At 29.3% G+C, this 23,484-nt stretch carries 16 protein-coding genes and 1 other RNA gene; 10 read left to right on the forward strand and 7 right to left on the reverse strand.

Annotation, left to right across the window (positions count from 1 at the left end; all coding sequences use genetic code 11):
* The first annotated feature begins 174 nt into the window (after positions 1-174).
* The 3 genes from ELQ05_RS06540 to ELQ05_RS06550 are packed head-to-tail and all read left to right on the forward strand — an operon-like array spanning position 175 to position 6,560.
* A complete protein-coding gene (locus ELQ05_RS06540; RefSeq protein WP_134240033.1) occupies positions 175-1,572 on the forward strand; it encodes a PD-(D/E)XK nuclease family protein in 1,398 nt (465 codons plus the stop codon).
* Positions 1,573-1,632: 60 nt separating this feature from the next.
* On the forward strand, positions 1,633-5,397 hold the full coding sequence (locus ELQ05_RS06545; RefSeq protein WP_134240034.1) for an Eco57I restriction-modification methylase domain-containing protein: 3,765 nt from the start codon (positions 1,633-1,635) through the stop codon (positions 5,395-5,397).
* Positions 5,397-6,560, forward strand: coding sequence for a protein kinase family protein (locus ELQ05_RS06550; protein ID WP_134240035.1), 1,164 nt, complete (start codon positions 5,397-5,399; stop codon positions 6,558-6,560). Before ELQ05_RS06545 ends, ELQ05_RS06550 begins: the two co-directional genes overlap by 1 nt.
* An 82-nt stretch (positions 6,561-6,642) precedes the next feature.
* Here ELQ05_RS06550 and ELQ05_RS06555 read toward each other — a convergent pair whose 3' ends face one another.
* Together ELQ05_RS06555 and ELQ05_RS06560 are read right to left on the reverse strand one after the other, a co-directional pair.
* A complete protein-coding gene (locus tag ELQ05_RS06555) occupies positions 6,643-7,344 on the reverse strand; it encodes an SIMPL domain-containing protein (RefSeq protein ID WP_002842934.1) in 702 nt (233 codons plus the stop codon).
* Positions 7,341-8,543: a multidrug effflux MFS transporter gene (locus ELQ05_RS06560; protein WP_134240036.1), complete on the reverse strand. Its 1,203-nt coding sequence runs from the start codon at positions 8,541-8,543 to the stop codon at positions 7,341-7,343. Before ELQ05_RS06560 ends, ELQ05_RS06555 begins: the two co-directional genes overlap by 4 nt.
* A gap of 104 nt (positions 8,544-8,647) precedes the next feature.
* Between ELQ05_RS06560 and ELQ05_RS06565 the strand changes: the two genes are divergently transcribed.
* Positions 8,648-9,997, forward strand: coding sequence for a DUF2130 domain-containing protein (locus ELQ05_RS06565; protein ID WP_134240037.1), 1,350 nt, complete (start codon positions 8,648-8,650; stop codon positions 9,995-9,997).
* 24 nt (positions 9,998-10,021) lie between these two features.
* Here ELQ05_RS06565 and ELQ05_RS06570 read toward each other — a convergent pair whose 3' ends face one another.
* From ELQ05_RS06570 to typA, 3 genes are all read right to left on the reverse strand, one after another.
* Positions 10,022-11,056: a c-type cytochrome gene (locus ELQ05_RS06570; protein ID WP_096702926.1), complete on the reverse strand. Its 1,035-nt coding sequence runs from the start codon at positions 11,054-11,056 to the stop codon at positions 10,022-10,024.
* A gap of 178 nt (positions 11,057-11,234) precedes the next feature.
* Entirely contained in the window at positions 11,235-11,882 is a 648-nt protein-coding gene (locus ELQ05_RS06575; RefSeq protein ID WP_088303838.1) for a poly(A) polymerase, read from the reverse strand.
* Positions 11,882-13,690 carry a translational GTPase TypA gene (gene typA, locus ELQ05_RS06580; protein WP_088303839.1) on the reverse strand — a complete coding sequence of 603 codons (1,809 nt, stop codon included), beginning with the start codon at positions 13,688-13,690 and terminating at the stop codon, positions 11,882-11,884. Before typA ends, ELQ05_RS06575 begins: the two co-directional genes overlap by 1 nt.
* A 134-nt stretch (positions 13,691-13,824) precedes the next feature.
* On the opposite strand from typA, the gene ELQ05_RS06585 reads away from it, so the two are divergent.
* The 4 genes from ELQ05_RS06585 to ELQ05_RS06600 are packed head-to-tail and all read left to right on the forward strand — an operon-like array spanning position 13,825 to position 18,626.
* The gene (locus ELQ05_RS06585; protein WP_126263497.1) at positions 13,825-14,148 is read left to right on the forward strand and encodes a hypothetical protein; all 324 of its coding nucleotides are present in this window, start codon (positions 13,825-13,827) and stop codon (positions 14,146-14,148) included.
* A 15-nt stretch (positions 14,149-14,163) separates the two neighbouring features.
* Positions 14,164-16,071, forward strand: a complete 1,908-nt coding sequence (locus ELQ05_RS06590) for a flagellar hook-length control protein FliK (protein WP_134240038.1) — start codon at positions 14,164-14,166, stop codon at positions 16,069-16,071.
* Positions 16,072-16,124: 53 nt separating this feature from the next.
* Positions 16,125-16,985: a flagellar basal body rod modification protein gene (locus ELQ05_RS06595; protein WP_070316438.1), complete on the forward strand. Its 861-nt coding sequence runs from the start codon at positions 16,125-16,127 to the stop codon at positions 16,983-16,985.
* Between the two features lie 3 nt (positions 16,986-16,988).
* The gene (locus tag ELQ05_RS06600; RefSeq protein WP_134240039.1) at positions 16,989-18,626 is read left to right on the forward strand and encodes a flagellar hook-basal body complex protein; all 1,638 of its coding nucleotides are present in this window, start codon (positions 16,989-16,991) and stop codon (positions 18,624-18,626) included.
* Between the two features lie 3 nt (positions 18,627-18,629).
* On the opposite strand, the gene ELQ05_RS06605 is transcribed toward ELQ05_RS06600, so the two are convergent.
* Both ELQ05_RS06605 and ELQ05_RS06610 read right to left on the reverse strand, forming a co-directional pair.
* Positions 18,630-20,501, reverse strand: coding sequence for a flagellar assembly protein A (locus tag ELQ05_RS06605; protein ID WP_134240042.1), 1,872 nt, complete (start codon positions 20,499-20,501; stop codon positions 18,630-18,632).
* Positions 20,502-20,503: 2 nt separating this feature from the next.
* Positions 20,504-21,181, reverse strand: coding sequence for a hemerythrin family protein (locus ELQ05_RS06610; RefSeq protein WP_070316439.1), 678 nt, complete (start codon positions 21,179-21,181; stop codon positions 20,504-20,506).
* Positions 21,182-21,372: 191 nt separating this feature from the next.
* Here ELQ05_RS06610 and ffs point away from each other — a divergent pair.
* Together ffs and ELQ05_RS06620 are read left to right on the forward strand one after the other, a co-directional pair.
* Positions 21,373-21,470, forward strand: an RNA gene (ffs, locus tag ELQ05_RS06615) — signal recognition particle sRNA small type.
* Positions 21,471-21,660: 190 nt separating this feature from the next.
* A complete protein-coding gene (locus ELQ05_RS06620) occupies positions 21,661-23,469 on the forward strand; it encodes a DASS family sodium-coupled anion symporter (protein WP_070316440.1) in 1,809 nt (602 codons plus the stop codon).
* Positions 23,470-23,484 lie beyond the last annotated feature (15 nt).

The raw sequence follows: 23,484 nt of genomic DNA on the forward strand, positions 1-23,484 counted from the left end.
GAAGCTAAGCACATCGTGGGTGATGATACTACGCCTTACTGGCAGGGGGAAAGTAGCTCATTGCGGACTTGTTAAATTCTGCTTAACTCGCTTATAAAATTAATAATCAGTTTTTTAGTTTGTAATTAAAAATTTATTTACATGTAAAATTGTATAAAATTTCGGAAGTGATGCATGGAAAAATTTATTGAAAGATTGCTTGAAGAAGATATTAAATTTGAAAAAGATGTAAACAATGGTTTGAGTGATATAAATATATTTGATGCTTTGAATATTGAAACAAAAGAAAATTATCATTCTAAATTTATAGCTTATTTAATTGATATAAACAAGGATCATTATCAAAAAAATTTTGCAAAGGTATTTTTAGAAAAACTTGGTAAAAGTTTAGGAAATACTAAATTTGAAAATTTAAACATAGAAGATATAAAAAGTGTAGAAACAGAAGCCTGCATAAAAGATAATAGAAGGATAGATATTTTAATAACATTAAGTGATAAAAGATATATCATAATAGAAAATAAAATTTATGCAAAAGATCAAAAAAATCAATTGAAAGATTATATTAATTTTGTAAGAAAAAATATCAAAAATATAGAAGATTGTTATAAAAACATATTGACTATATATTTGCATCAAGACGAGTTTGCTAGTCCTAGCGATTATAGTTTGGGAAATTTTACCATAAAGACAAATTTGATTAAAGATAAAAATGAAAATAATGTTAGCTATTATTTGAAGATGGATTACATATGGATTAAGGAATGGATTGATGAGTGTATAAAAACATATGAAGAAAAGTTAACCAAAGATCAAAAATTTATTCTTGATATACAAAACATTATTTTTACTCTAAATCAATACAAAAGTATTTTACAATGGTATATGACAGATGAGTATACTCAAAGAGATGATGTATTAGAATTTATTTTTCAAGACAATATAAAAATGCAAAATTTAAAAAATGCTATGATTTTATATAGATATAACAAAAATAAATCAGAGCTTAAAAATTTAAATGAAGAAAAATATAAGAAAGCTAAAGGTATTATCCAGCATAAATGGAGTAACATCTGCGAATATATAATAGAAGAATTTTTTGATAGTTTTAAACATAAGGAAATTAAAATAGGTGATATAACTTTTATCGGCAATAAAATAGAAGAAAATCGTGTTAATCATGGTGTGTTTATATTTTATCCTATAGATTATAAGAGTGAAAGCATATATCCATGTATATATATTTATTTTAGAAAAAATTACTATGATACTGTTGGTTTGACATTTGAAATTTCAAATGATAATGAAGAAGATATAGAAAATGAAAAATATAAAGAATGTTTAAAATTATTTAAAGATGTAAAAGAAGAAAATGTTAGAAAATATCAAAATCACTATTATTGTGATAAATTAATAAACAATGAAAAATTAGAAGGAGAATACGCTTTTATTTATTGGTTGATTGAAAATCAAAATTCTAAAAAAGATTTTATTCAAATTTTAAATGATTTTTTTATTAAAAAACCTATACAGGAAGCATATAAAGGTATTAATGATATATTAAATTCTTAAAAAATTTTATATAAAAGTAAAATTTGATAAAATACAAAATATTTTTTATAAAGGTTAAAAATGTATTTCACTTTGCTAAATGAAAAAGATTTTTTCAACCCATACTACCGCAAAAAGCAAATCATGCAAAATGAATTTGATATATTTAACAAGGCTTTAATGCAATATCTAGAAAGACTTGAAAGTTCGCAAAGTGAAAATGAAGATTATCTTGTAGCTAATGCACTTAGTCCATTTTTAACCATGTTAAATTTCAAAACCCACATCAAAACCAAGCAAAAAGGCAAAAGTGAGATTGACTTATCCATCTCTAAAGATGAGTTTAGTAAAGACTTAGAAGTTCTTATTGAGGCTAAAAAGCCAAATTCAAAAGAATTTATCACTCATACAAAGGTAAATTCTAAAGCCTTACACGAGACTATTTTATATTATTTTAGAAATAGAGAGTATAGTTTTAGCTTAAAATTTATTATCATCACAGATTTTTATAAATTTTACATTTTTAAAATTAGTGAGTTTGAAGAGCTTTTTTATAAAAATCCAAGTTTTAAAAAACTTTTTGAAGAATTTTGTAATCCAAATTCACTTTTCAAAGGTAATACTGAAGAATTCTATAAAGAAGTAGCCAAACTCATAGAAAATTCCAAAGAAAACTTAAAAGGCTTTTTGATTGACTTGACGTTTTTAAAAGACAAACAAAAATCAAATTTTAAAAACCTAGCAAGTATTTATAAAACTTTTCATAGAGACTTTTTGCTAAGTGAGTTTAACCCCAACGATGCAAATTCACTCAACAACGCTTTTTACAAAGAGCTTTTATATATCTTAGGGCTTTGTGAGAGCAAACAAAACTCAAAACTCATCATCGCAAAAAGCCAAGAGAGCGAAGAAGAGCAAGGCACTTTCTACACCGCTATAAATTCTAAGCTTAAAGAAGAAAATTTTGAAACCATCTTAAAACTTTTGATCTTATGGCTTAATCGCATTTTGTTTTTAAAGCTTATAGAGTCAAATTTGGTGCGTTTTAATGATGATAAAAATTTGAAATTTTTAAATTTCAAAAAAATCCCTGATTTTGACAAGCTTAGCGAACTTTTCTTTGAAGTCTTAGCCAAAGAAAAAAGCACGCGAAAGAAAAGCGAATTTGCTTATCTGCCTTATTTAAATTCTTCTTTGTTTGAAAAACAAAGCATAGAAAACACGCTTGAAATTTCAAGCTTAAGCAATGACTTAAAGCTTTTTTACTATAAAAACACCGTGCTAAAAGATGATAAATGCAAGGCTAAAAAAGGACAAGTGGGGCTTTTAGAATACTTGTTTGAATTTTTGGATAGTTTTGATTTTGGTAGCGATGATGAGCAAAGCGAAATTTTAAGCCAAAAAGAACTCATAAGTTCAAGTGTTTTAGGAAATGTGTTTGAAAAACTCAATGGCTACAAAGAAGGAAGCTTTTACACGCCAAGCTTTATCACTTCTTATATGTGTAAAGAAAGCATCACAAAAGTTGTGCTTGATAAATTCAACGCTCAATTTGATCTTGATGCTAAAGATATAAGCGAGTTAAGAAGATCTTTAAGAAAAGAAGACAAAAAAGCACAAAAAGAGCTTTTAAATTCCATAAAAATTTGCGATCCTGCGGTGGGAAGCGGGCATTTTTTGGTTTCTGCTTTAAATGTTATGTTAAGCATTTATGATGAGCTAAATCTTTTTGATGAAGAATTTTATCTAGAAGTGCAAAACGATGAAATTCTCATCACGGGTAGAAAAGGTGAGTTTATAGAGTATAAACGCCCAAGTACGCCTAAAGATAAAGCCCATCTTATCCAACAAGAGCTTTTTCACACTAAAAAAGACATCATAGAAAATAACCTTTTTGGAGTCGATATTAACCCAAACTCATGCGAGATCACGAAGCTAAGGCTTTGGATAGAGCTTTTAAAACATAGTTTTTATCAAAGCTTTGATGATGGGAATTATCACGATCTTAAAACCCTGCCAAACATCGATATAAACATAAAATGCGGAAATTCTTTGGTATCTTACTTTGAAACAGGCAAAAGCCTAAACCACTATCCTAACATCAAAGAACGCATTAACAAATACAAACGCATAGTAAAAGACTATAAAGAAGGCTTTTACACAGATAAAAGCCACATCAACCAAGAGATAAAAAATCTCAAAATTTCTTTTAAAAATTTCTGTTTTGCAGATAAATTTAAAAAAGAAATGAAAAGCTTTAACGATAAATGTGAAAAATACTCTAAAAAATACGGAAATTTCTTAGCCGTAGATGATGAAAATTTGAAATTCTTTGTTAGTGCGAATTTGACTCTTTTTGACTTTGATGAAAAAGAAGCCACAAAAGAATTTGTAAATCTTAAAAAAGAATACGACAATATCTTCAACCTAGAAAGCAATCATCCTTTTGAATGGCGTTTTGAATTCCCTGAAATTTTGGACGATGATGGAAATTTCAAAGGCTTTGATCTAATCATCGGCAATCCACCTTATATAAAAGAAGCCGAAAATAAAGAACTTTTTGCTAATACAAAAAAGCTAAGAACTTATCAAGGGAAAATGGATATTTGGTATCATTTTGTAGGGCGTGGATTTGATATACTTAAGAATAATGGATATTTAGCATTTATCGCTACAAATAATTGGGTTACAAATTCAGGAGCTAAAAAACTACGCAATATAGTTTTAGAAGAATCCCAAATTTTAAGCCTTGTTGATTTTAGTTCTTTTATGGTGTTTGATTCTGCAAGTATACAAACGATGATAATGCAATTTCAAAAAATAAAACCGCCTAAAAATTACGAATTTCATTTTGCTAAAATCACAACCCAAACTCCAATTTATGAAGATGTTATAAATCTTTTAAAAAATGAAAAAACCCAAAACAATGAAATTTTAAGCATAAATTTAACTCCAAAAAAATTCATAGATAAAACTTTAAATTTTACAAAAAGTGATTATGAAGAACTTTTCAATAAAATTCAAAAATATGGGAAATTTTATCTTGAAGAAAGGGAAGTGGCACAAGGAATAGTTTATCCTCAAGAAAATATAAATAAAAAATCTTTAGAAATTTTAGGAAATAATTTTTATTTAGGACAGGGAATTCAAAAATTAACAAATGAAGAAGTAGAAAATTTAAATCTTTTAAAAAATGAAAAAATACTTTTAAAACCAATTTTTGAAAGCGATAATATACAAAAATATTTTGTAAAAAGATATAATTATTTTTGGGTTATTTATACAAATTCATCTTTTAAAAATCCAAATTCTATGGATAATTATCCAAATTTGAAAAAACATTTAGATAAATTTCAAAATGTTATCACTTCTGATAATAAACCTTATGGTTTGCACCGAGCAAGAGATGAAAAATTTTTTACAGGAAGTCCTAGAATAGTAGCACTTAGAAAATGCGTAGGTGGGCCTAAATTTAGCTATGTTGATTTTGATTGTTATGTGTCAGCGACTTTTTATGTGATTAAAACTCAAAGAATTAATGTTAAATATTTAACTGCTATTTTAAATTCAAAGCTTATAGCATTTTGGTTGAAACATAAAGGAAAAATGCAAGGCAATAATTATCAAATTGACAAAGAGCCTTTACTAAATATCCCTATAGTAACTATAAATTCCAAAAATCAAAAAATAGCTGATGAGCTTATAAATTTAGTCGATGAGATTTTAAAAGTCAAAGAACAAGACAAAAACGCAAACACCCAAGAACTAGAAAATAAAATCAATTCTTTGGTTTATAAACTTTACAATCTCACCGAAGATGAGATAAAAATCATAGAAGGGAAATAATGGAAGATAAAATTGTCAATGCTATAGAGGTTGCTTTTGATGAAATTAAAAATAACATATATACAAAATCTGTTGACTTATATTCTATCTTTGGTAATGAAAAATTACAATTGATTTTTTCAACATTACATGAAAACATTATATTTTGTTTTAAAAGAATGAATGAGCGTCTTCCTAGTATTGAAGAAGGTAATCACTATTGGGCTAATGAAAGTAAAATATTAAAATCTAGTATAGAGTTAGCATTAAATTTAGAAAAAAAGCTCAAAGATAGTAATTTATCTTTCGAGATAAATAAATATTATGCAGATATTTTTACAAAATGTCTTAAATTTTTAAAAAGTAGTGGAGGCAGCACAATCCCTATTGGAATGGAAAAAATAGAAATTTATAAAATTATTCCTATATTTAAAAAATCAGATTTTATTAAAAATTCAAAAACTAATATAGAATATCAATTAGAAAATATTGGCTATGGTTCTTATGCGAAAGTATTTAAATATTATGATGAATTTTATCAATGTGATTTTGCTTTAAAAAGATTGAATAAAAAAGCAAATACTAAAGAAACTGAAAGATTTTTAAAAGAATTTGAAATAATGAAAAATATAAATAATCCTTATATTTTAAAAGTATATTCTTTAAATAAAGATAGAAATGAATATATTATGGAATATGCTGATTTTACTTTAGAAAAATATATAAAACAAAACAACTCCAAACTTTCATCTGATGAAAAGATTAGTTTAGGCTGTCAAATAATAAAAGGTATTGAAATTTTATGGAATAATAACTTATTACACAGAGATATAAGCCTTACAAATGTTCTATTAAAAAAATATGATGATATTTACCCTGTTGTAAAAATTTCTGATTTCGGACTCGTAAAGGAAATTAGTAGTCAATTAACAAGTGAAAATACAGAAGTAAAAGGAAGTTTAAATGAAATTTCTAGATTACAGAAAAAGGGTTTTAAAAACTATGATAAAAGTGATGAAATTTATGCTTTAAGTAGAGTTTTGTATTTTGTGGCCACTGGAAAAACAAATATGGAAAAAGCTAAATGTAATTTTTTGCAAAAAGCAACTGATGAAAATACAGAAAATAGATATAAAAATTTAAATGATTTAAAAAAAGATTTTATTTCTTTTTGTAAAAAATAAATTTATTCTCGCTCAAAAAAACCGCACGAAAAAATTCCATAGTGCCAAGCTAAGCCTTAAAGCTTAGCTTGAAAATTTATCATCAGTCTTTCAAATAGTATTCTATAGTAGAAACCACTCTTATGGTTTTGATGTAAGGGGTGTTTTTATCCCTGTTGCTGATGCTAAATTGCCCTTGAGAAGCCTTTTTTATCTTGCCTAGATGGCTGTTTGAATCTTGTGCGAATTTTATCGCCGCATTTCTGGCATTGAGCGTTGCTTCTTCTATCATTTGAGGTTTTATCTCATTGAGTTTAGTATAAAGGTATTCTATGTCATAATTATCGATTTTCGTTACTATGCCAAATTTTGCAAGACTTGAAATGTTTTCTAGTATGCTTTTTCCAAGCTTTACATTTTGAGTATAGATGAGTAAATTCGCAGTGCCTATGTATCGGTATGTAGCTTGAGTGTCGTTGCTATAAGGATCGCTTAAACGATCTATGATGTTTGGCGAGTTGTAGCTGATCTCATCTTCTTTTACGCCTTGTTCTTTTAAAAATTTGATGATATTTTCTTTATCTTGTTCTAGTTCTTCGTATAAATTTGTAAGATTATTGTTTGATCTTGTGAATTTTATAGGAAGTATCAAAGTATCCGCTTCGACTTCTTTTTGACTTAAACCCTTTACACTTACACTTCTTTCAAGTGTTTTAAAATCACTTAAAGCCTTGTTAAATCCAAAAGCTAGAATCAAACTTGCTAAAACTATGGCTAAAGCCATAAAGATATTATTTGTTTTCATTTTTTATCCTTTATTTTGATTAGAAAATATATCATATTTGCAACCAATACGCAAGCACACATTACAAAAGCAAGGATTATCGGCGTATTTGCGTTAATAGCCCCAACCACAAAAGAAATAAGCCCTGCAAAACCAAATTGCACCGTTCCAAGCACCGCAGAAGCAGTTCCGCTATGTTTTTTAAACCTTGCCATGGCTAAAGTCGTGGTATTGGGTGCGATGAAACCAAGCATAGCGATACTTGTAAAAATACTAAGTTCAAAAAGCAAGAAATTTGGGTGAAAAAAGGCATTTACAAGTAAAATCACGGTCGATATAAACATTATCATCAAAGCTTTTGTTAAGATCTTTTCGCTTTCGTATTTTAAAACCAATCTCGCATTGATATTTGCACAGATGACAAAACCTAAAGCATTTGCCCCAAAAAGCAAAGCAAATTTTTGCTCACTCAAGCCAAAAAACTGCGTAAAAACAAAGCTTGATCCTGTGATATAAGCAAACATCGCCGCCAAAGCAAAAGAAGCACATAGTATATAAACTAAAAAGCGTTTATCGCTTAAAACAAATTTGTAGCTTTTCATCGCTTCATGATGGGAAAATTTTTTGTTTTTAAGATGAGGTGCGGATTCTTTTAAACTAAAAAGTATCATCAAAAAAAGCAAAATTCCCAAAGCAAACAAAGTCGCAAAAATACTATGCCATGAAAAATACTCTAGCAAAATTCCCCCAAAAGTTGGCGAAAGCATAGGAGCAAGAGAACTAAAAACCATCATCAAAGCAAAAATCCCTGCAGCTTCTTTGATCTCAAACAAGTCATTGACAATAGCCCTTGCGATAACCACACCTGCACAACCCCCAAGTGCTTCAAAAAATCTCAAAGCGATAAAAGTATAAATATCATCAATGATCACACAAAACAAACTCGAAATGATGAAGAAAAATATCCCCACCAAAGCTGGAATTTTACGCCCAAAAATATCACTTAAAGGCCCATATATAAGCTGTCCTAAAGCAAAAGCGATAAAAAAACTTGCAAGGCTAAGTTGGGTTAAAAAAGAGTTGGTTTGAAAACTTTGCTCCACATGAGAAAGTGCAGGCAAATACATATCTGTAGAAAGTGGTGCTATGCTTGACATCAAAGCAAGGATAATGATAAGTTTAAATTTGGCAAAGCCGTGAATTTTGGTGTGTTTTTGCATTTGTAATCCTAATTATTCTAAAAGAATGATTTTAACAAGTCAATCTTAGAATAATCTTTGTTTTTCTATGTTAAATTTAGAGAAAAATTCTAAGGAAATTTTTTATGCAAAATTTAAACCAAAATGAACAAATCAAATGCCCAAGTTGTGGAAGTTTTATCGATATCAGCACTGCTTTATATGCTCAAATTTTAGATAAAGCTAAGCAAGAAATGCTAAAACAAAAAAAAGAATTTGATGATGAGGTAAATGCTAAAAGAGCTGAATACACCAAAGCTTTAAATGATTTAAAAACTCAAAAGATAGAACAAGAAAAACTCATAAGCGAGCAAGTAAGCCAAAAGCTTCTTTTAGAAAGGCAAAAATTTGAACAAGAACTTCTCACACAAAAGCAAAATTTCCAAAAAGAATTCAGCGAGAAATTTAACAAAGAGCATGAAAATGAAATGAAAATCATGCAAGAAGAACTAGAGAAAAAAAGCAAAGAACTTAGCGAGTTTTTAAGCATAAAGGCTGAAAATGAAAGACTAAAAAGAGAGCAAAAAGAAAATGAAGAAAGACTGAAATTTCAAGCCAAAGAAGAGGCCTTTAAAGAATTTAAAGAACAAGAAAGCAAAAATTTGGAATTTGAAAGAGAAAAAATGCGTCTTGAATTTCAAAAAAGCACTCAAGAGCAAGATCTTAAATACAAAGAACTAGAAACGAATTTTAAAAGCGTAGCCCAAAAGCTAGAAGACGCACAACGCAGGATAGAACAAGGCTCACAGCAACTCCAAGGCGAAGCAGCCGAACTACTCATAGAAGAATACATACAAAGTGAGTATTTAAGCGATGAAGTAAAAGAAGTGCCAAAGGGCGTAAATGGAGCTGATTGTCTGCATATAGTAAAGGATAATTTTGGAAATATTTGTGGAAGTATTTTATATGAAAGCAAACGCACTAAAGAATTTAATAAAGAATGGCTTGATAAACTTAAACTAGACAGTATAGCCGCAAAAAGTGATATAGCGGTTTTGATCACAAAAACTATGCCAAAAGATAAAGAAAAAACGCATTTTAAAGAAGGAATTTTGATTTGTACTTTTAATGAATTCAAAGGCGTTTTAGCAGTGCTTAGAGAAAGTATTATCAACGCTTATAAACTCAAAAATGCCTTACAAAACAAAGATGAAAAAAATCACATTTTATACGAATACTTAAATTCCAAGGAATTTAACACGCAAATTACTTTTATACTCAAAACTTACCAAAATATGAAAGAAGAGTTAGAAGCTGAAAAAAGAGCTTTGCAAAATATATGGAAAAAAAGAGAAAGAGCTATAGAAAATCTAAGTTTTAATTCCACTGCCATAGTGAGTTCTTTAAATGCGATATTTAGTGACTTACAAGGTGGAAATTTGATAGGCGAAGAAGGGATTAAAAGTCTTGAAAATTTAGCCAAAGATGAGGATTAATTTTGGGCTAAGCCCAAAATTGTATCATTCTTCTGGGAAGTGATTTGGATTTTTCCAAGGTCCATATTTTGCTTTTATATATTTTTGAGGATCTAAAATTTGTTGCGGTGAAGCAAAATACTCAGGTTTTAATGATGGGGCTTTACTATAAGCCGTATCTGGTCCATCGCGATTTTCTGTGGTTGGCATAGGTATCCTTACAAAACCTGTGTTGACATAAGCTGCTATATCTACAATATCTTCATCATTTATGCTTTGAGAATTTGTACCAAAATGCATAGCTGATTTTAAAAATCTTGCTAAAAATGGTATCATAACCATATGACCACCTTCAGGATAAAGTAAAGATGGATATAAATGTCCGCTACCTTGCTCGTAATTATCATTTTTTACTCCAAGTCCTCTTTCGCCATGACAAGCAACGCAATTTTTTTCAAAGAGTTTTTTGCCACGTACGGGATCAGCTGGACGATTTGGAAAATTCATTTTAGAAAGAAAAGTTCCTTCAAGTTTGACGCCATCTTTGATATTATAAGCTTCTTTTAGCCATTTAAAATAAGCTAAAATTGCTTTCATTTCTTTAGAATCATCAGGAAGTCTATGAGAATCAGTTCCACCCATTCCACGAATTCTATCTTCAACAGAGACAATTTTCATTGTTTCTATATCAAGTTTTGGATAACTGTTTAAGACATTTAAAAATGGAAGAACATATTTTTTTGTCCCTGGCAAACCATTGCCGTCATTATCCATGTGACAGGAAATACAATTTATTTCATTGTTTGTCTTTTTTAGCTTGCCATAAGGTCCTAGAGTGCTTTCTGTTTTGCTTAAAAGCTCTATGCCATAACGGATTAAATCCCCTTGCTTACCTTTTGGAACATCATTGATGCTTAAATTTTTATTTGGCCATTCTTGCACAGGTCTTTTGGAAAGTTCCTTAAAATACTCTACTCCTTCCTTGTCGCTTAATTCTTCTCCTACTTTGTAATCACTCACGCTTTTAGCACTAAGACTCAAACTAAGACATAAACCAAGCAATAAAATGTGTTTTTTCATGATTTTCCTCCTTTTTATTTGCAGTTCAAATTGATTTTAATGTATTTTTTCTTAAATATTAAGCATAATAAGAATAATTTAAATAAAATTAAATTTTAAAGTGTTACTAAAAGTAATATATTTTTAAGGTATATAATTAATATTTATTAAAATTTTTATGATATTAACTTTATTTTAATTATTTAAATAATTTATCTTTTATAGAGTTTAGATTTTCTTCTAAATTTTTGAAATTATTTTCTAAATCTTTTTTTATATCTATAAAGAAAGGATTGCTTAAAGTAGCGATAAGATAATGATTTTCTTTAGAAAAGATGTGATTTAAGGTAAAATTTTTATCTTTAAGTTTGATATAAATTTGCTCTTCATCTTCAAAGCTAGGATTTTTGTTTGCACTTAAAATTTCGAGTAAAATTCCGCAAAAAAAGCGTTTGTTTTCGTCTAAAAACTGAATATCATAAATTTTAAAATCCTTAAATTCAAAGCAGTTTTGACTTTTAAATTCTTTCAAATCCTTTGTAAGCCCTAGTTTTAAAAAGTCTTTTTGGCTTAAACTTTGCTTTTTAAATTTCGCCCCAAAACGACGCAAAAATAAATTTAAAGCATCAATTTGTAATTCTTTTTGTGCGAGTTTTAGTTTTTTGGCTGTAAAACGAAAGAAAAAAACACCTACAAAAACAGCTAAAATTACTGCGATTAAGGCATCTCTTATAAAAACAAAGGCTAAAAAGCCTACAAGTAAGGCTTCGATAATGCTTAGGAATTTTAAGATTCCTAAGCGTTTAAGTATATAAAGTCTATTATTTTCTAAGCTTTTTAAATCCATTAAGATTTTGCTTTTTCCATTCTTTTTCTTTGAGTTGGATCAAGATAGCGTTTGCGAACACGCACATTTATAGGCGTAACTTCTACAAGTTCATCTTCTTCTATCCACTCTAAAGCTCTTTCAAGGCTTAATTTTCTAGGTGGTACAAGCTTGATTGCATCATCGCTTCCACTTGCTCTTACATTGGTAAGATTCTTTCCTTTGATAGGATTAACATCTAAATCATTTGGACGCGAGTGCTCACCTATAATCATACCGGTATAAACTTTAGTTTGAGGCTCTATGAAAAGCACTCCACGCTCTTGAAGGTTAAACAAAGAATACCCCAAAGCCACGCCATTTTCCATAGAAATTAACGCTCCATTGTTACGCTTTTCAACCGCACCACTAAAAGGACGGAATTCTAAAAAACTATGATTCATCACGCCTTCGCCTTTAGTATCGGTTAAAAACTGGCTTCTAAAACCTATAAGTCCGCGTGCTGGAATTTCAAACTCAAGTCTTGTTTGTCCATCGCCTGTTGGTGTCATAGTTTTCATTTCAGCTTTTCTTTTGCCAAGTTTTTCTATTACCGCACCACTAAATTCCTCAGGTACATCGATAACTAAATGTTCAAAAGGTTCTGTTTTAACCCCATCTTCAACCTTTACGATAACTTCAGGTCTTCCCATGCAAAACTCAAAACCTTCACGACGCATATTTTCAGCTAAAATAGTGATTTGAAGTTCACCCCTACCGCTTACTTTAAATTTACCTTCGCCTGTGCTTTCGTATTTCATAGCGATATTAGTTTTCATTTCAGCTTCTAAGCGTTCAGCGATTTTATTTGAAGTTACATGTTTTCCTTCAGTTCCTGCTAATGGGCCATCATTTACAGAAAATACTATACTTAAAGTCGGCTCTTCAATGTGTAAAGGATCAAGTGGCATAGGATTGTTTGGATCTACAACGCTATCGCCCACATCTAAAGCTTCAAAACCTGCTATAGCTACGATATCTCCACTTCCTGCTTCTTCAATATCCATTTTTTCTAAGCCCATAAAGCCAATGAGTTTTGAAATTCTACCATTTACTTTGGTGCCATCAGCTTTTGCAAGCATTACGCTTTGGTTTTTCTTCACAACCCCATTGAAAATTCTAGCAATGCCTATTTTACCTACGAAATTATCATACCCTAAAGTGAAAACTTGAAGCTGTAAAGGATTATCATTTGTGCCACTTGGCGCTGGAACGCGTTCAAGTATGGTTTTAAAAAGTGGCTCCATATTATCACTCTCATCGTTTAGATCAAGCTTAGCATAACCATTTTTTGCTGCAGCATAAACTATAGCAAAGTCAAGTTGCTCATCGTTTGCATCTAGGGCTACAAAAAGATCAAAAATTTCATTGATCACTCTTTCAGGATCAGCAGCTGGTTTGTCGATTTTGTTGATTACAACTATAGGTTTAAGCCCTAAAGATAAAGCTTTTTTAACCACGAATTTAGTTTGTGGCATAACGCCTTCTTGAGCATCTACTAAAAGCAAAACCCCATCAATCATTTTTAAAACGCGTTCTACTTCTCCGCCAAAATCAGCATGCCCTGGAGTATCTATGATGTTGATTTTTGTACCTTTATAATTGATCGCTGTATTTTTTGAAAGTATGGTAATGCCGCGTTCTTTTTCTATATCGTTGCTATCCATAACGCGTTCTGAAATTTGTTCTCTTTCACTAAAGGTGCCTGATTGTTTTAACAATTCATCTACCATAGTGGTTTTACCATGGTCAACGTGAGCTATAACTGCTATATTTCTAATATTTTCCAAATTTTCTTCTCCAAAGCTAAATTTTTAAAAGCTTAGATTATACAAAAATTTAACTTAAACTACAAAGCATCAAAACTTGGAACACTTCTTGCTTTAAAAACTTATGAAATTAAAATTTTAAAAAGGAAGTTAAAATGTCAAAACCATTAAATGAAGAGATTTTTGTTGAATTTAAAAGCGATCTAGCTAAAAGAAAAAATGAAGTTTTGCTTCAAGTTTTAGAACTTTTAGAAACTTTTAGATCAGATAAAAACGAAAAAATGGCAAGAATTTCAAGTGAGCTTACAGAAATTTTAGAAAATGAAGAAAATTTAGAAAAAATTTTAAATGCTAAAAATTTAGAAGAGCTTTTAAATATCTTAACTGCTTTAAATGAAGACAAGATGATTAAAGTATATGAAGATTCTTATTTGAAAGAAAAATTTCCTAATGTAATGGTAGATAAATTTTTAAAATAATTTTTTGAAGGAAAAATGATGTCAAATTTAGCTCCGCAAAATGATGTTTTAAATCTTACGCCGAGTAAAGCTTCTACTACTAGCAGTTCTTTTAGTAAAACTAGTAAAAATAAAGAACATGAAAGTAGTGATAGTAAAAATTCAACTCAAGATGATACAGAGAGTTTTTTAAATTCTTTGCTTAATTCTATCGATGAAACCAATGAATTTTTACCTGATCATATGAAGATCAGTCAAAAAGAAGTTGTTAATGAAGCGATGAGCAGACTTCAAAAAGGAGCTTTTGATGAGAGTGATAAGATAAGCATTTTCGAATCTGCTTCTTTTATGCAAATTCTTTCTTTGTTAGATAAGCTAAGAACAGATACAGCAGATGTTAAACTGGCAAATCTTTCTACTCAACTTTCAAGTCTTATTAAAACAGAGGCTAATTTTAATGCTTTAAAAGGTGCATTAAATCTTAGTGAGCTTTTGGACATAGCTAAAGATTTGGGTTTAAATGTAAAAAATATTAAAGTAGATCGTCTTCTTGATCTTAAAGCAACTTTTCCAAATTTAGATAAGGCTGATTTTTTTAAGGGTGCTGTGGATAATGTTTTTAAAGAAATCATCAATAATAAAATTTCCAATGTGAGTAAAAATTTAAATCACAATTTACAAAATACAACTCATACTACAAGTACTCATTCTACGCAAAAAGCAAATTCTAAAGATAGCGGTTCTTTGCTTTCTCAAACTTTAAAAAATTTAGACTCCATACTTTCATCCAAAGAAAGCAAACACGAAAAAAATGATAAAGTTAAATCAAAAATAGAAGAAGATGTTACAGATGCTAAAAATACTTTAAAAAATATCAAAAATGATGAGTTTGCAAAAAATTTAACAGAAGAGTTAAATATAAAAGATAAAAAAAACCAAGATAATTTAAATAAAGAAAACAATCTTAAAGATTTGATTAAAGATAGTACAAAACAAGATAAAAATTTAAACAAAGAGTTAAAAGACAATGCAAGCACTCAGGAGCTTACAAATCTTAAAGATTTAAATAAAGAAAACAAAGACTTAAACAAAGATTTTAATAAAGAGTTAAATAAAAATCAAGAAAAAAACAATTTAAATCAAGAGAATATACAAGATCAGAATAAAAATTTAAAGAGTAATAATCAAAATTTAAATCTTGATAAAAATTTAAATAAAGAAATTGTCAAAGATGCTCAGAATTTAGTTTCAAATTTAACACAAAAAGATTTTAGTTTAAATAAGGAGCCTAAAAACAACAACAAAGAAAATAAAGATATAAAACAGAATTTCTTTGATCAAAAATTAAATTTTGAAAATTTAAATAAAACTCAAGTAGTTCAAAACAAAGAGAATAATGCAAATTTTAATAACAATACCAATAAAGAAACTTTTACTCAAGAGCAAACAAAAACGCACAGTGAAAATGTAGATAAAAATAGTTTAGATGAGTTAAATTCTTTAGTCAAAGACTTAAATAAAGTAACACAAAACAATGCTCGCAATATCACTCCTAAAGAGACTTTGCAACATTTTTCACAAGATTTAAAAGAGGCTGTGGATCAATATAAAGCGCCTATTACTAAACTTAGCATCACTTTAAATCCTAATAATCTTGGAGAAGTGGAGGTAACTTTGATACAAAGAGGCAATAACCTTCATATCAATTTCAACTCCAATACCAATGCAATGAATTTATTTATTCAAAATCAAGCCGAGTTTAAAAATTCTCTTGTAAATATGGGATTTACTGGACTTGAAATGAATTTTAGCGATCAAGGTAAAAGAGAGCAAAATCAAAATCAAGGAAAAAATCGTAGTGGATATGGTTTTAAAGATGCTTTAGATGGAAAAAATGAAAGTGAAAAAGTCAATCTAGAGCTTGTTTTAGCGAAGTATTTCTAAGTTGGAACACTTATTGCTTAAATAATAAAAAACTAAATAAAAAGGAGTTTATAATGATATCATCATCGGATTGGAATTTAAATACTGCCGCTACAACTTCAGGAAGTACTAGTGGAACAACTGGAACAGATTCAAGCAGTAGCTCAGGAATAGTGAGCAATCCAAATGCTACCTTAGATAAAGATGCATTTTTAAAACTTCTTTTGATTGAGCTTCAACATCAAGATCCAACCGATCCTATGGATAGTGATAAAATGCTTACACAAACCTCACAGCTTAGTGCACTTGAAATGCAGCAAAATACCAATACAACTATGCAAAAAATGGTTGAAACTATGGAAAAACTTTCCAATTCTTTTAGCACGAGCATGAGTACTGCAGCAGTGGGAGCTATAGGAAAAATGGCTACGGTAAATGAAAACAAAGTCAAATTAACAGGCGCAGATGAGGTTATTGCACTAAAAATGTATTTGCCTGAAGATTCGGATGATAAAGGAATCACCTTAGAGGTTTATGATAAAAATAATAAGTTGGTATTTAGTGAAAAAAGTAATGAGGGAAAAGAAGTATCAAAAGGTTTATTTACATTAGAGTGGCCTGGTAGAAATAATGATGGTGTTTATGCTGGGGATGGAGAGTATAGTGTTAAAGTGGTTTATAATAATAAAAACGGGGAAAAGATCACTGCAAATTATGGAACTTATCCTATAGAGGGTATTAAATTTGTTGATGGGGTTGCTTATGCAAAAATGGGTGGTCAATATGTAAGTTTTGATGATATTGGTGAAATTAGTGATTATAAACTTGGTTCATCTTCAACTTCCGTTGGAGATAGTTCAGGTGGAGACTCAAGTGATGGAGATTCTTCTAATTCTGGATCCACAGAAGAAGGCGACAAAGAGGAAAAGGCATAAGCCATGATGAATTCATTTTATAATGGAATTTCTGGAGTTAAAACAAATAGTTTTGGTATTGATATTTATGCAAATAATATAGCTAATGTTAATACTACAGGTTTTAAGTATTCTGATGCTCAATTTAAAGATATTTTTTATAGCACCATAACTACTCAATCAACTAATCCTGCTCAAGGTGGATATGGCTCAGGATCAGCTTCTTCTAATGTGGTTTTTGAACAAGGTTCTCTTGTGGCAAGCGATAGCGAATTTGATGTGGCTTTACAAGGAAAAGGATTTTTTGGGGTTTTGGGGGCGGATGGTAATGCTTACTATACTAGAAATGGATCGTTTAAAAGAGATGCAAATGGATATTTGGTAGATTCTTATGGAAATTTTGTTTTAGGAACAATGAACCCTGCTTTTACCGGTATCAACTATAGCGATAGGGTTGCGGGGCTTATGGGGGATTATCTTAACACAGGAACTCCGGTAAATAATGGTTTTACCGTAAATTCAAATAATTCTTTCAGTATAGGCACAACTGCTTCTCAAGGGGCTATTAAAGTACCTGTGAATATGTATTTACCTCCTCAAGTAACTCAAAATGTAAAATGGAGTGGAAGTTTAAATACTAACACAACAACAGAAGTGGTCAAAGTGGATCTTGATCCTGGTAAATTTAACATTACAAAAACCGAAGATGGAAAATATGTAGTTAGCGGTAGTGTTAGCAAAGAAGATGTGTTTAGTGCTAAAGTGGGTGATAGGATCATTTTAAATTTCACTGACGATAATGGCGTAAAAAAAAGCTTTGAAGCAACTTTAGATGAAAATCTTAATTTTAAAAGCAATGAGCTTGATTTAAAGGGTTTGGATGAAAATAGCATCAAGCTTGATACAGCTCAAATTTCAACAGAACAACAAAAAGCCAATAAAGATATTTTAGAATCCCCTATTTATAATACAGATGGAAGTAAAAGTACTTTAAGGGTTACGCTTGAAAGGGTTTTGCCGCAAGAAGGCGATAATATACAATATAAAGCCATTGCCCAAATTTATGATTCTAATGGCAATGCCGTAGGCAATCCAACTGAAGGAAATATGGTTTTTGATAAAAATGGTGCTTTGCTTCAAAATAATATTACAAGCATTGCAAACCCAAATGGCGGAACAATTAATATTGATTTAGGCTCTCCTTATGATGCTAATAAACCTGGTTCGGGTTATAGTGGGATTTATATTAAAGAAGGCGTTGAAAAAAATGTAGTTACACAGCAAGATGGTGTAGCTGAAGGATTTTTTAAACAATATGATATATCTGATGATGGAAGTATTGTAGCGCAATTTAGCAATGGTAAAAATGCTATAGTTGGAAAGCTTGCTTTATATAATTTTATCAATGAGCAAGGATTGGCTGCTATGGGCGATAATATCTTTGCTGCAACAGCTAATAGTGGTGATGCAAGTTTTATTATGAAAAATGGACAGATTGTTAATACAGCTAAATTTAAAGGTGGTTTTTTAGAGCAATCTAATGTTGATTTAAGTGTAGAGCTTTCAAATCTTATAGTAACTCAAAAAGCCTTTGATGCAAGCTCAAAAAGCATTACCACAAGCGATCAAATGATACAAAAGGCTATTAATATGAAAAGATAATTTTTAGGAATTATCTTTTTCTAGTTTTTCAAAAATAATTTTAATTTCTTCTATATCGCTTTCGCTATAATCATGACTTGATTTAATATAGCTTGCTTGTTGCCCTTTTTCAAGGTATAAAACTTTTTCATAATCTTTTAAATTTATTTGATGCTTTAGTTCAAGCTCGGTGTTTGTTTTAGGATAAAATTTTAAAAAATTATCCTCTCCAATATTTTCGGCTTTTATGTATATTTTTACATTATAAACCATTTCATCTAAAAAATTTAGCTTTGCGTCAATATGATATTTTAATTTTATAAGTTTTTTATACAAGACACTAAGATGATTATATTTTTTTATGATATCACGATAAAGATTTGAAAATTTCATATCTATAGCATTAAGTTTTTCAGTTTTTTGAAGTTTGATAATCTTGATTTGATTTTTGATTAGATAATCATGGTAATTTTGCATTTGACTTATGATATTATCAAGTTTACTCTTTGTTTTAAGGCTTAAATTTGTAAGATTTTCAGTTTCTGAGTTTGATTTATTGTTAATAAAATCTAGTGGAGAAATTACAATATTATTTTTAAATTTTATATTATTTGTTATGATTAGATTTTTTTTGGGATATAAGATATTATCTGCTAATAAATTGCAAATATAAATATTTTCTGCTTCTATTTTTCCACCCATGCAGTTTTCAACAAATACATTTTTGGCTATAACTATCCCGTTTTCTAAATTTTTTATATATACAGTATCAGCTTGCAAAGTTCCTTTGTGTGTTGTAATAAAAATATCTTGTGCAAAAATTTCGCTTTTTGCATGAGTTAGGCCTTTGATGCTGATATTTCTTCCATAAAGTTTTGTCGCTCCAATACTTCCATTTACTTTTATGTCTGAAGCTTGAACATTTACAATGCCTGATTTAACAGCATCATCATTTATATCAAAATTAGTGATTTCTAAGTTTATATTTTCATCAGTATTTGTTTTGATTGAACCGGTTGTTTTAAGTCCTACTTGTGATAATTTTAAATTATTTGTAACACTACATCCTGATCGGTCTTTATTTAAAAATCCATAATTTGCACTAAAATATTTAATTCTATCTTCTAGTTCTTCTGTATAAATGCTTTCATCTTTTATGATAAAAGGATTATCAAAAAAAGCTATTGGGTTTAAATGAAGGATTTCTCCTCTTAAATTTCTACCTTCTTTTCCAAGAATTCTATAAATGTATTCAAAAAGTAGCTCATTTTTTTCAATAGGTTTACAGTAGCTTCCTTCATCATAGCTAATATTTTCGTCAAAACATTCTTCGTTAACATCTCTATGATAAATAATTTCATCGCTTTTATGTTCAATCTTATCTACACCTTTGGCAATTTCAAGCTCTATTTCTTTAATAGATGGATTTTTTTGTATTGATAAGATAAAATCATCAATCTTGTCAAATAAATTTTTATTAAGTCTTAAGATTAAAAATTTTTGCTTGATCATTACTTTATAAATATTTTGTAAAATGTCAAATTTTAAATTTGGATAGTATTTAAAATTATCCAAAAAATTAATATTGACCTTAAGATAAGTTAAACTAGGATTAGATTTAAGCTTAACCACGAAACAGTTTTTTTGTGTTTTTGGATAAATTTCTATAAGAAATTTTTGCACCATGGTATTGTAATTTTTTACAAAAAAATCATCCGCATAAAATAAGTCAAAATCCTTTCTTTCATAAGTTTTTGTTTTTGCTGGTTTTATATTAGAACACAGAAGTTTAAAATCTATAATTCTAAAATCAAGAATTTGATCTGTGCTGGCTTGTTCATATTTTAAACTTTCAAAAGGATTGAAAGTTTCTAAAGTTTTTATTTCATAGCTCATCATTACACTCCTATGTTTTCTAGGATATGATTTAACATTTCATAATTTTGATTTAAATCAAAATGATCTAAATGCACTAAAATTTGTCCACATTTTTCACATTTTAAAGTATTTTCTTTGCTAACAAGTTCTTCGTGTATGGTTTGTGGAACTGCATGAGTACGCAAATAACAGTTGCAAATATAATCATAGGTTTTTTCAGTCTTTAAATCTTGCCTAATTGATTTTAATTTTATGTATTGCTCTAGATTATAATGAATCTCTTGAAGATGTAGAGCTTTTTTTGTGAAGTTAGCTATCCATAAATCTTCAATAGCAAAATGATCTAAAATCCAATCTTTGGTTAATATGGAAAGTTCTTGAGACATTTTTACAATATTATCTGAATGCTCTAAAAGTTCTTTAGTCTTTTTTAATAATATTTGATGAGATTTTCTATGTTCTTCAATCAAAGGAAAATCAATGCTTTCCATAAATTTTTCTTCATCTTTGAAATGAATTTTTACATATTGGAATAACTTTGTAAGAATTTGTTTTAAATCATTTTTGTGTTGCACATCATTATCTTGAATTTTTAAAGCTAAATCGTTTGCAATTTCAGCAATTTCAAAAATTAGTTCGTGTTGTTTATCTAATTGTATGTTTTTAATGCTAAAATCTTTACTCCATTTGATTTCCATGATTTTTCCTTAAAAATTTATATAATATATCTATATAATCGTATTTCCTTGAAAAAAACAATAATTTTGCAAATTAAATTTAAAAATTTATAATAAAATATAGCCAATTTGTTACATATTTATACATTTTTATATTTAGTTTTTATAGCTCAACACTTTTTAAGTATATTATGATATAATTTCTTTGCCTTTTCTTAGACCTGTGCAATGCTATTTTTAAGCACCGCTTCAGGGTGGGAACACAGCAGAGCACTTGATTTTAGTGTGTGCCGCAGTTATCTGGGGAAGGGTTTTATTCATTTAAAATTCTCTATTTATTTTTCAATTAGACTAGCTTCTTTATAACATAAAAAATTATGTATGTTTGTAACAATAAATTAAAAATTTATTTAAAAATTATAATTTTAAGATTTATTAAAATATTAGTTAATTAGAATTTAAGCATTGTAAATTACATTACCAATATCAAAGGATAAACAATGGATAGAAAGAAAATTCCCTTGTTGGTGCTGTGTATTTTAATTGCAGCTGTGTTTTGGCTTATACCTACTCCTGTAGGTTTGGAAGATAATTCTTGGCATTTTCTTGGGCTTTTTATTGCTGTGATTATGGCAGTGATTTTACAAGTAATGCCTTTGGGGGCTGTTTGTATGATAGCTATTGCCATAATAGCTCTTAGCGGCATTACCACTACCCAAAGTTCTGTGCGTGCTACGCATATAAAAACTCTTGAGGGAATTGTTTTAAGAGATAATTCTAATATCTATAAAACAACTATGGATGAGGCAGTTGAAGCCGCTACTTTGCAGGCTTTAATCAATGCTAATATAAGTAGAAATTTAAAAGCAAAAGTTGATGAAAATTTAAAATCAAGCACAGATGTAAATTATCAAATTGAAAATCTAAGTAAAATTTATACCAAAGCTACTTCAAAAACTTCTACGCAACAACTTATTGATGAGACTAAAATTTCAGCTTTAAATACTTTAGCACTTGATTTTTTATCTCAAAAGAGTATAGATGAAAAGGTAAATACTGCTATATCAAATTTAAAATCTAAAACGGGTATAAAAGACGCTTTAAGTGGTTTTTCAAATTCTCTTATTTGGCTTATAGTTATTTCTATTATCGTGGCTCGTGGAGTTATTAAAACAGGACTTGGAGAGCGTTTAGCTTATCATTTTATCAGTATTTTTGGTAAAAAAACCTTAGGTATTGCTTATTCTATAGCTTTTTGTGAAACCATTTTAGCTCCAGTTACTCCTTCAAATACTGCAAGAGCAGGGGCTATCATAAATCCTATAGTTCAAGCTATTGCAAGAAGTTTTAAATCCACTCCTGAAGATGGAACGCAAAATAAAATAGGCACTTATCTTTCTTTGGTAAATTATCAAGCTAATCCTATTTCATCAGCTATGTTTATCACAGCTACAGCTCCAAATCCTTTGGTGGTTGATCTTATAGCACAAGCTACAAATTTAGAAGTGCATTTAACTTGGGGGCAATGGGCTTTAGGGATGTTTTTACCTGGTATAGTTGCTATGCTTTTGATGCCTTTGGTGCTTTATTTTCTCTCTCCACCAGAAATTAAATCCACGCCTAATGCTTCCACTTTTGCTAAAGATAAATTGAAAGAACTTGGAAAAATGAAAAATAGTGAAAAAATAATGCTCAGTGTTTTTGTCTTGCTTTTACTTTTATGGGCTGGAGCTTTGGGCTTGTTTTTTGGAATTTCTCTTGATGCGACTAGCGTGGCTTTGCTTGGGTTGTCTTTGGTGTTGATTAGTGGAGTTTTAACTTTTGGGGAAGTTTTGGCTGAAAAAGCTGCTTGGAATACTTTAGTATGGTTTTCGGCTCTTGTAATGATGGCAACTTTACTTGGCAAACTTGGTGTTACTCAGTTTTTAGCTGAAGTTTTAGGTGAATTTGCTTCTGCTATGGGATTTGGGGAAATTTCTATTATGATATTTTTAAGCCTTGCTTTTTTATATACGCACTATTTCTTTGCTTCCACTACAGCTCATATATCAGCAATGTTTTTTGTTTTTTATAGTGCAGGACTTGCCTTAGGAGCACCACCACTTCTTTATGCTTTTATTATGATAGCTTCAGGTAATGTTATGATGGCATTAACTCACTATGCAACAGGAACAGCTCCTGTTATTTTTGGAACAAGCTATGTAACTCTTAAAAAATGGTGGAGTATAGGTTTTGTGATTTCCATAGTTGATATAGTAGTGATGATAGCTGTTGGGCTTGTTTGGTGGAAAATTTTAGGATTTTATTAATAATTTCTAGGAATT

It is taken from the genome of Campylobacter sp. US53, assembly GCF_004378995.1.
Classification (GTDB): Bacteria; Campylobacterota; Campylobacteria; order Campylobacterales; family Campylobacteraceae; genus Campylobacter_D; species Campylobacter_D jejuni.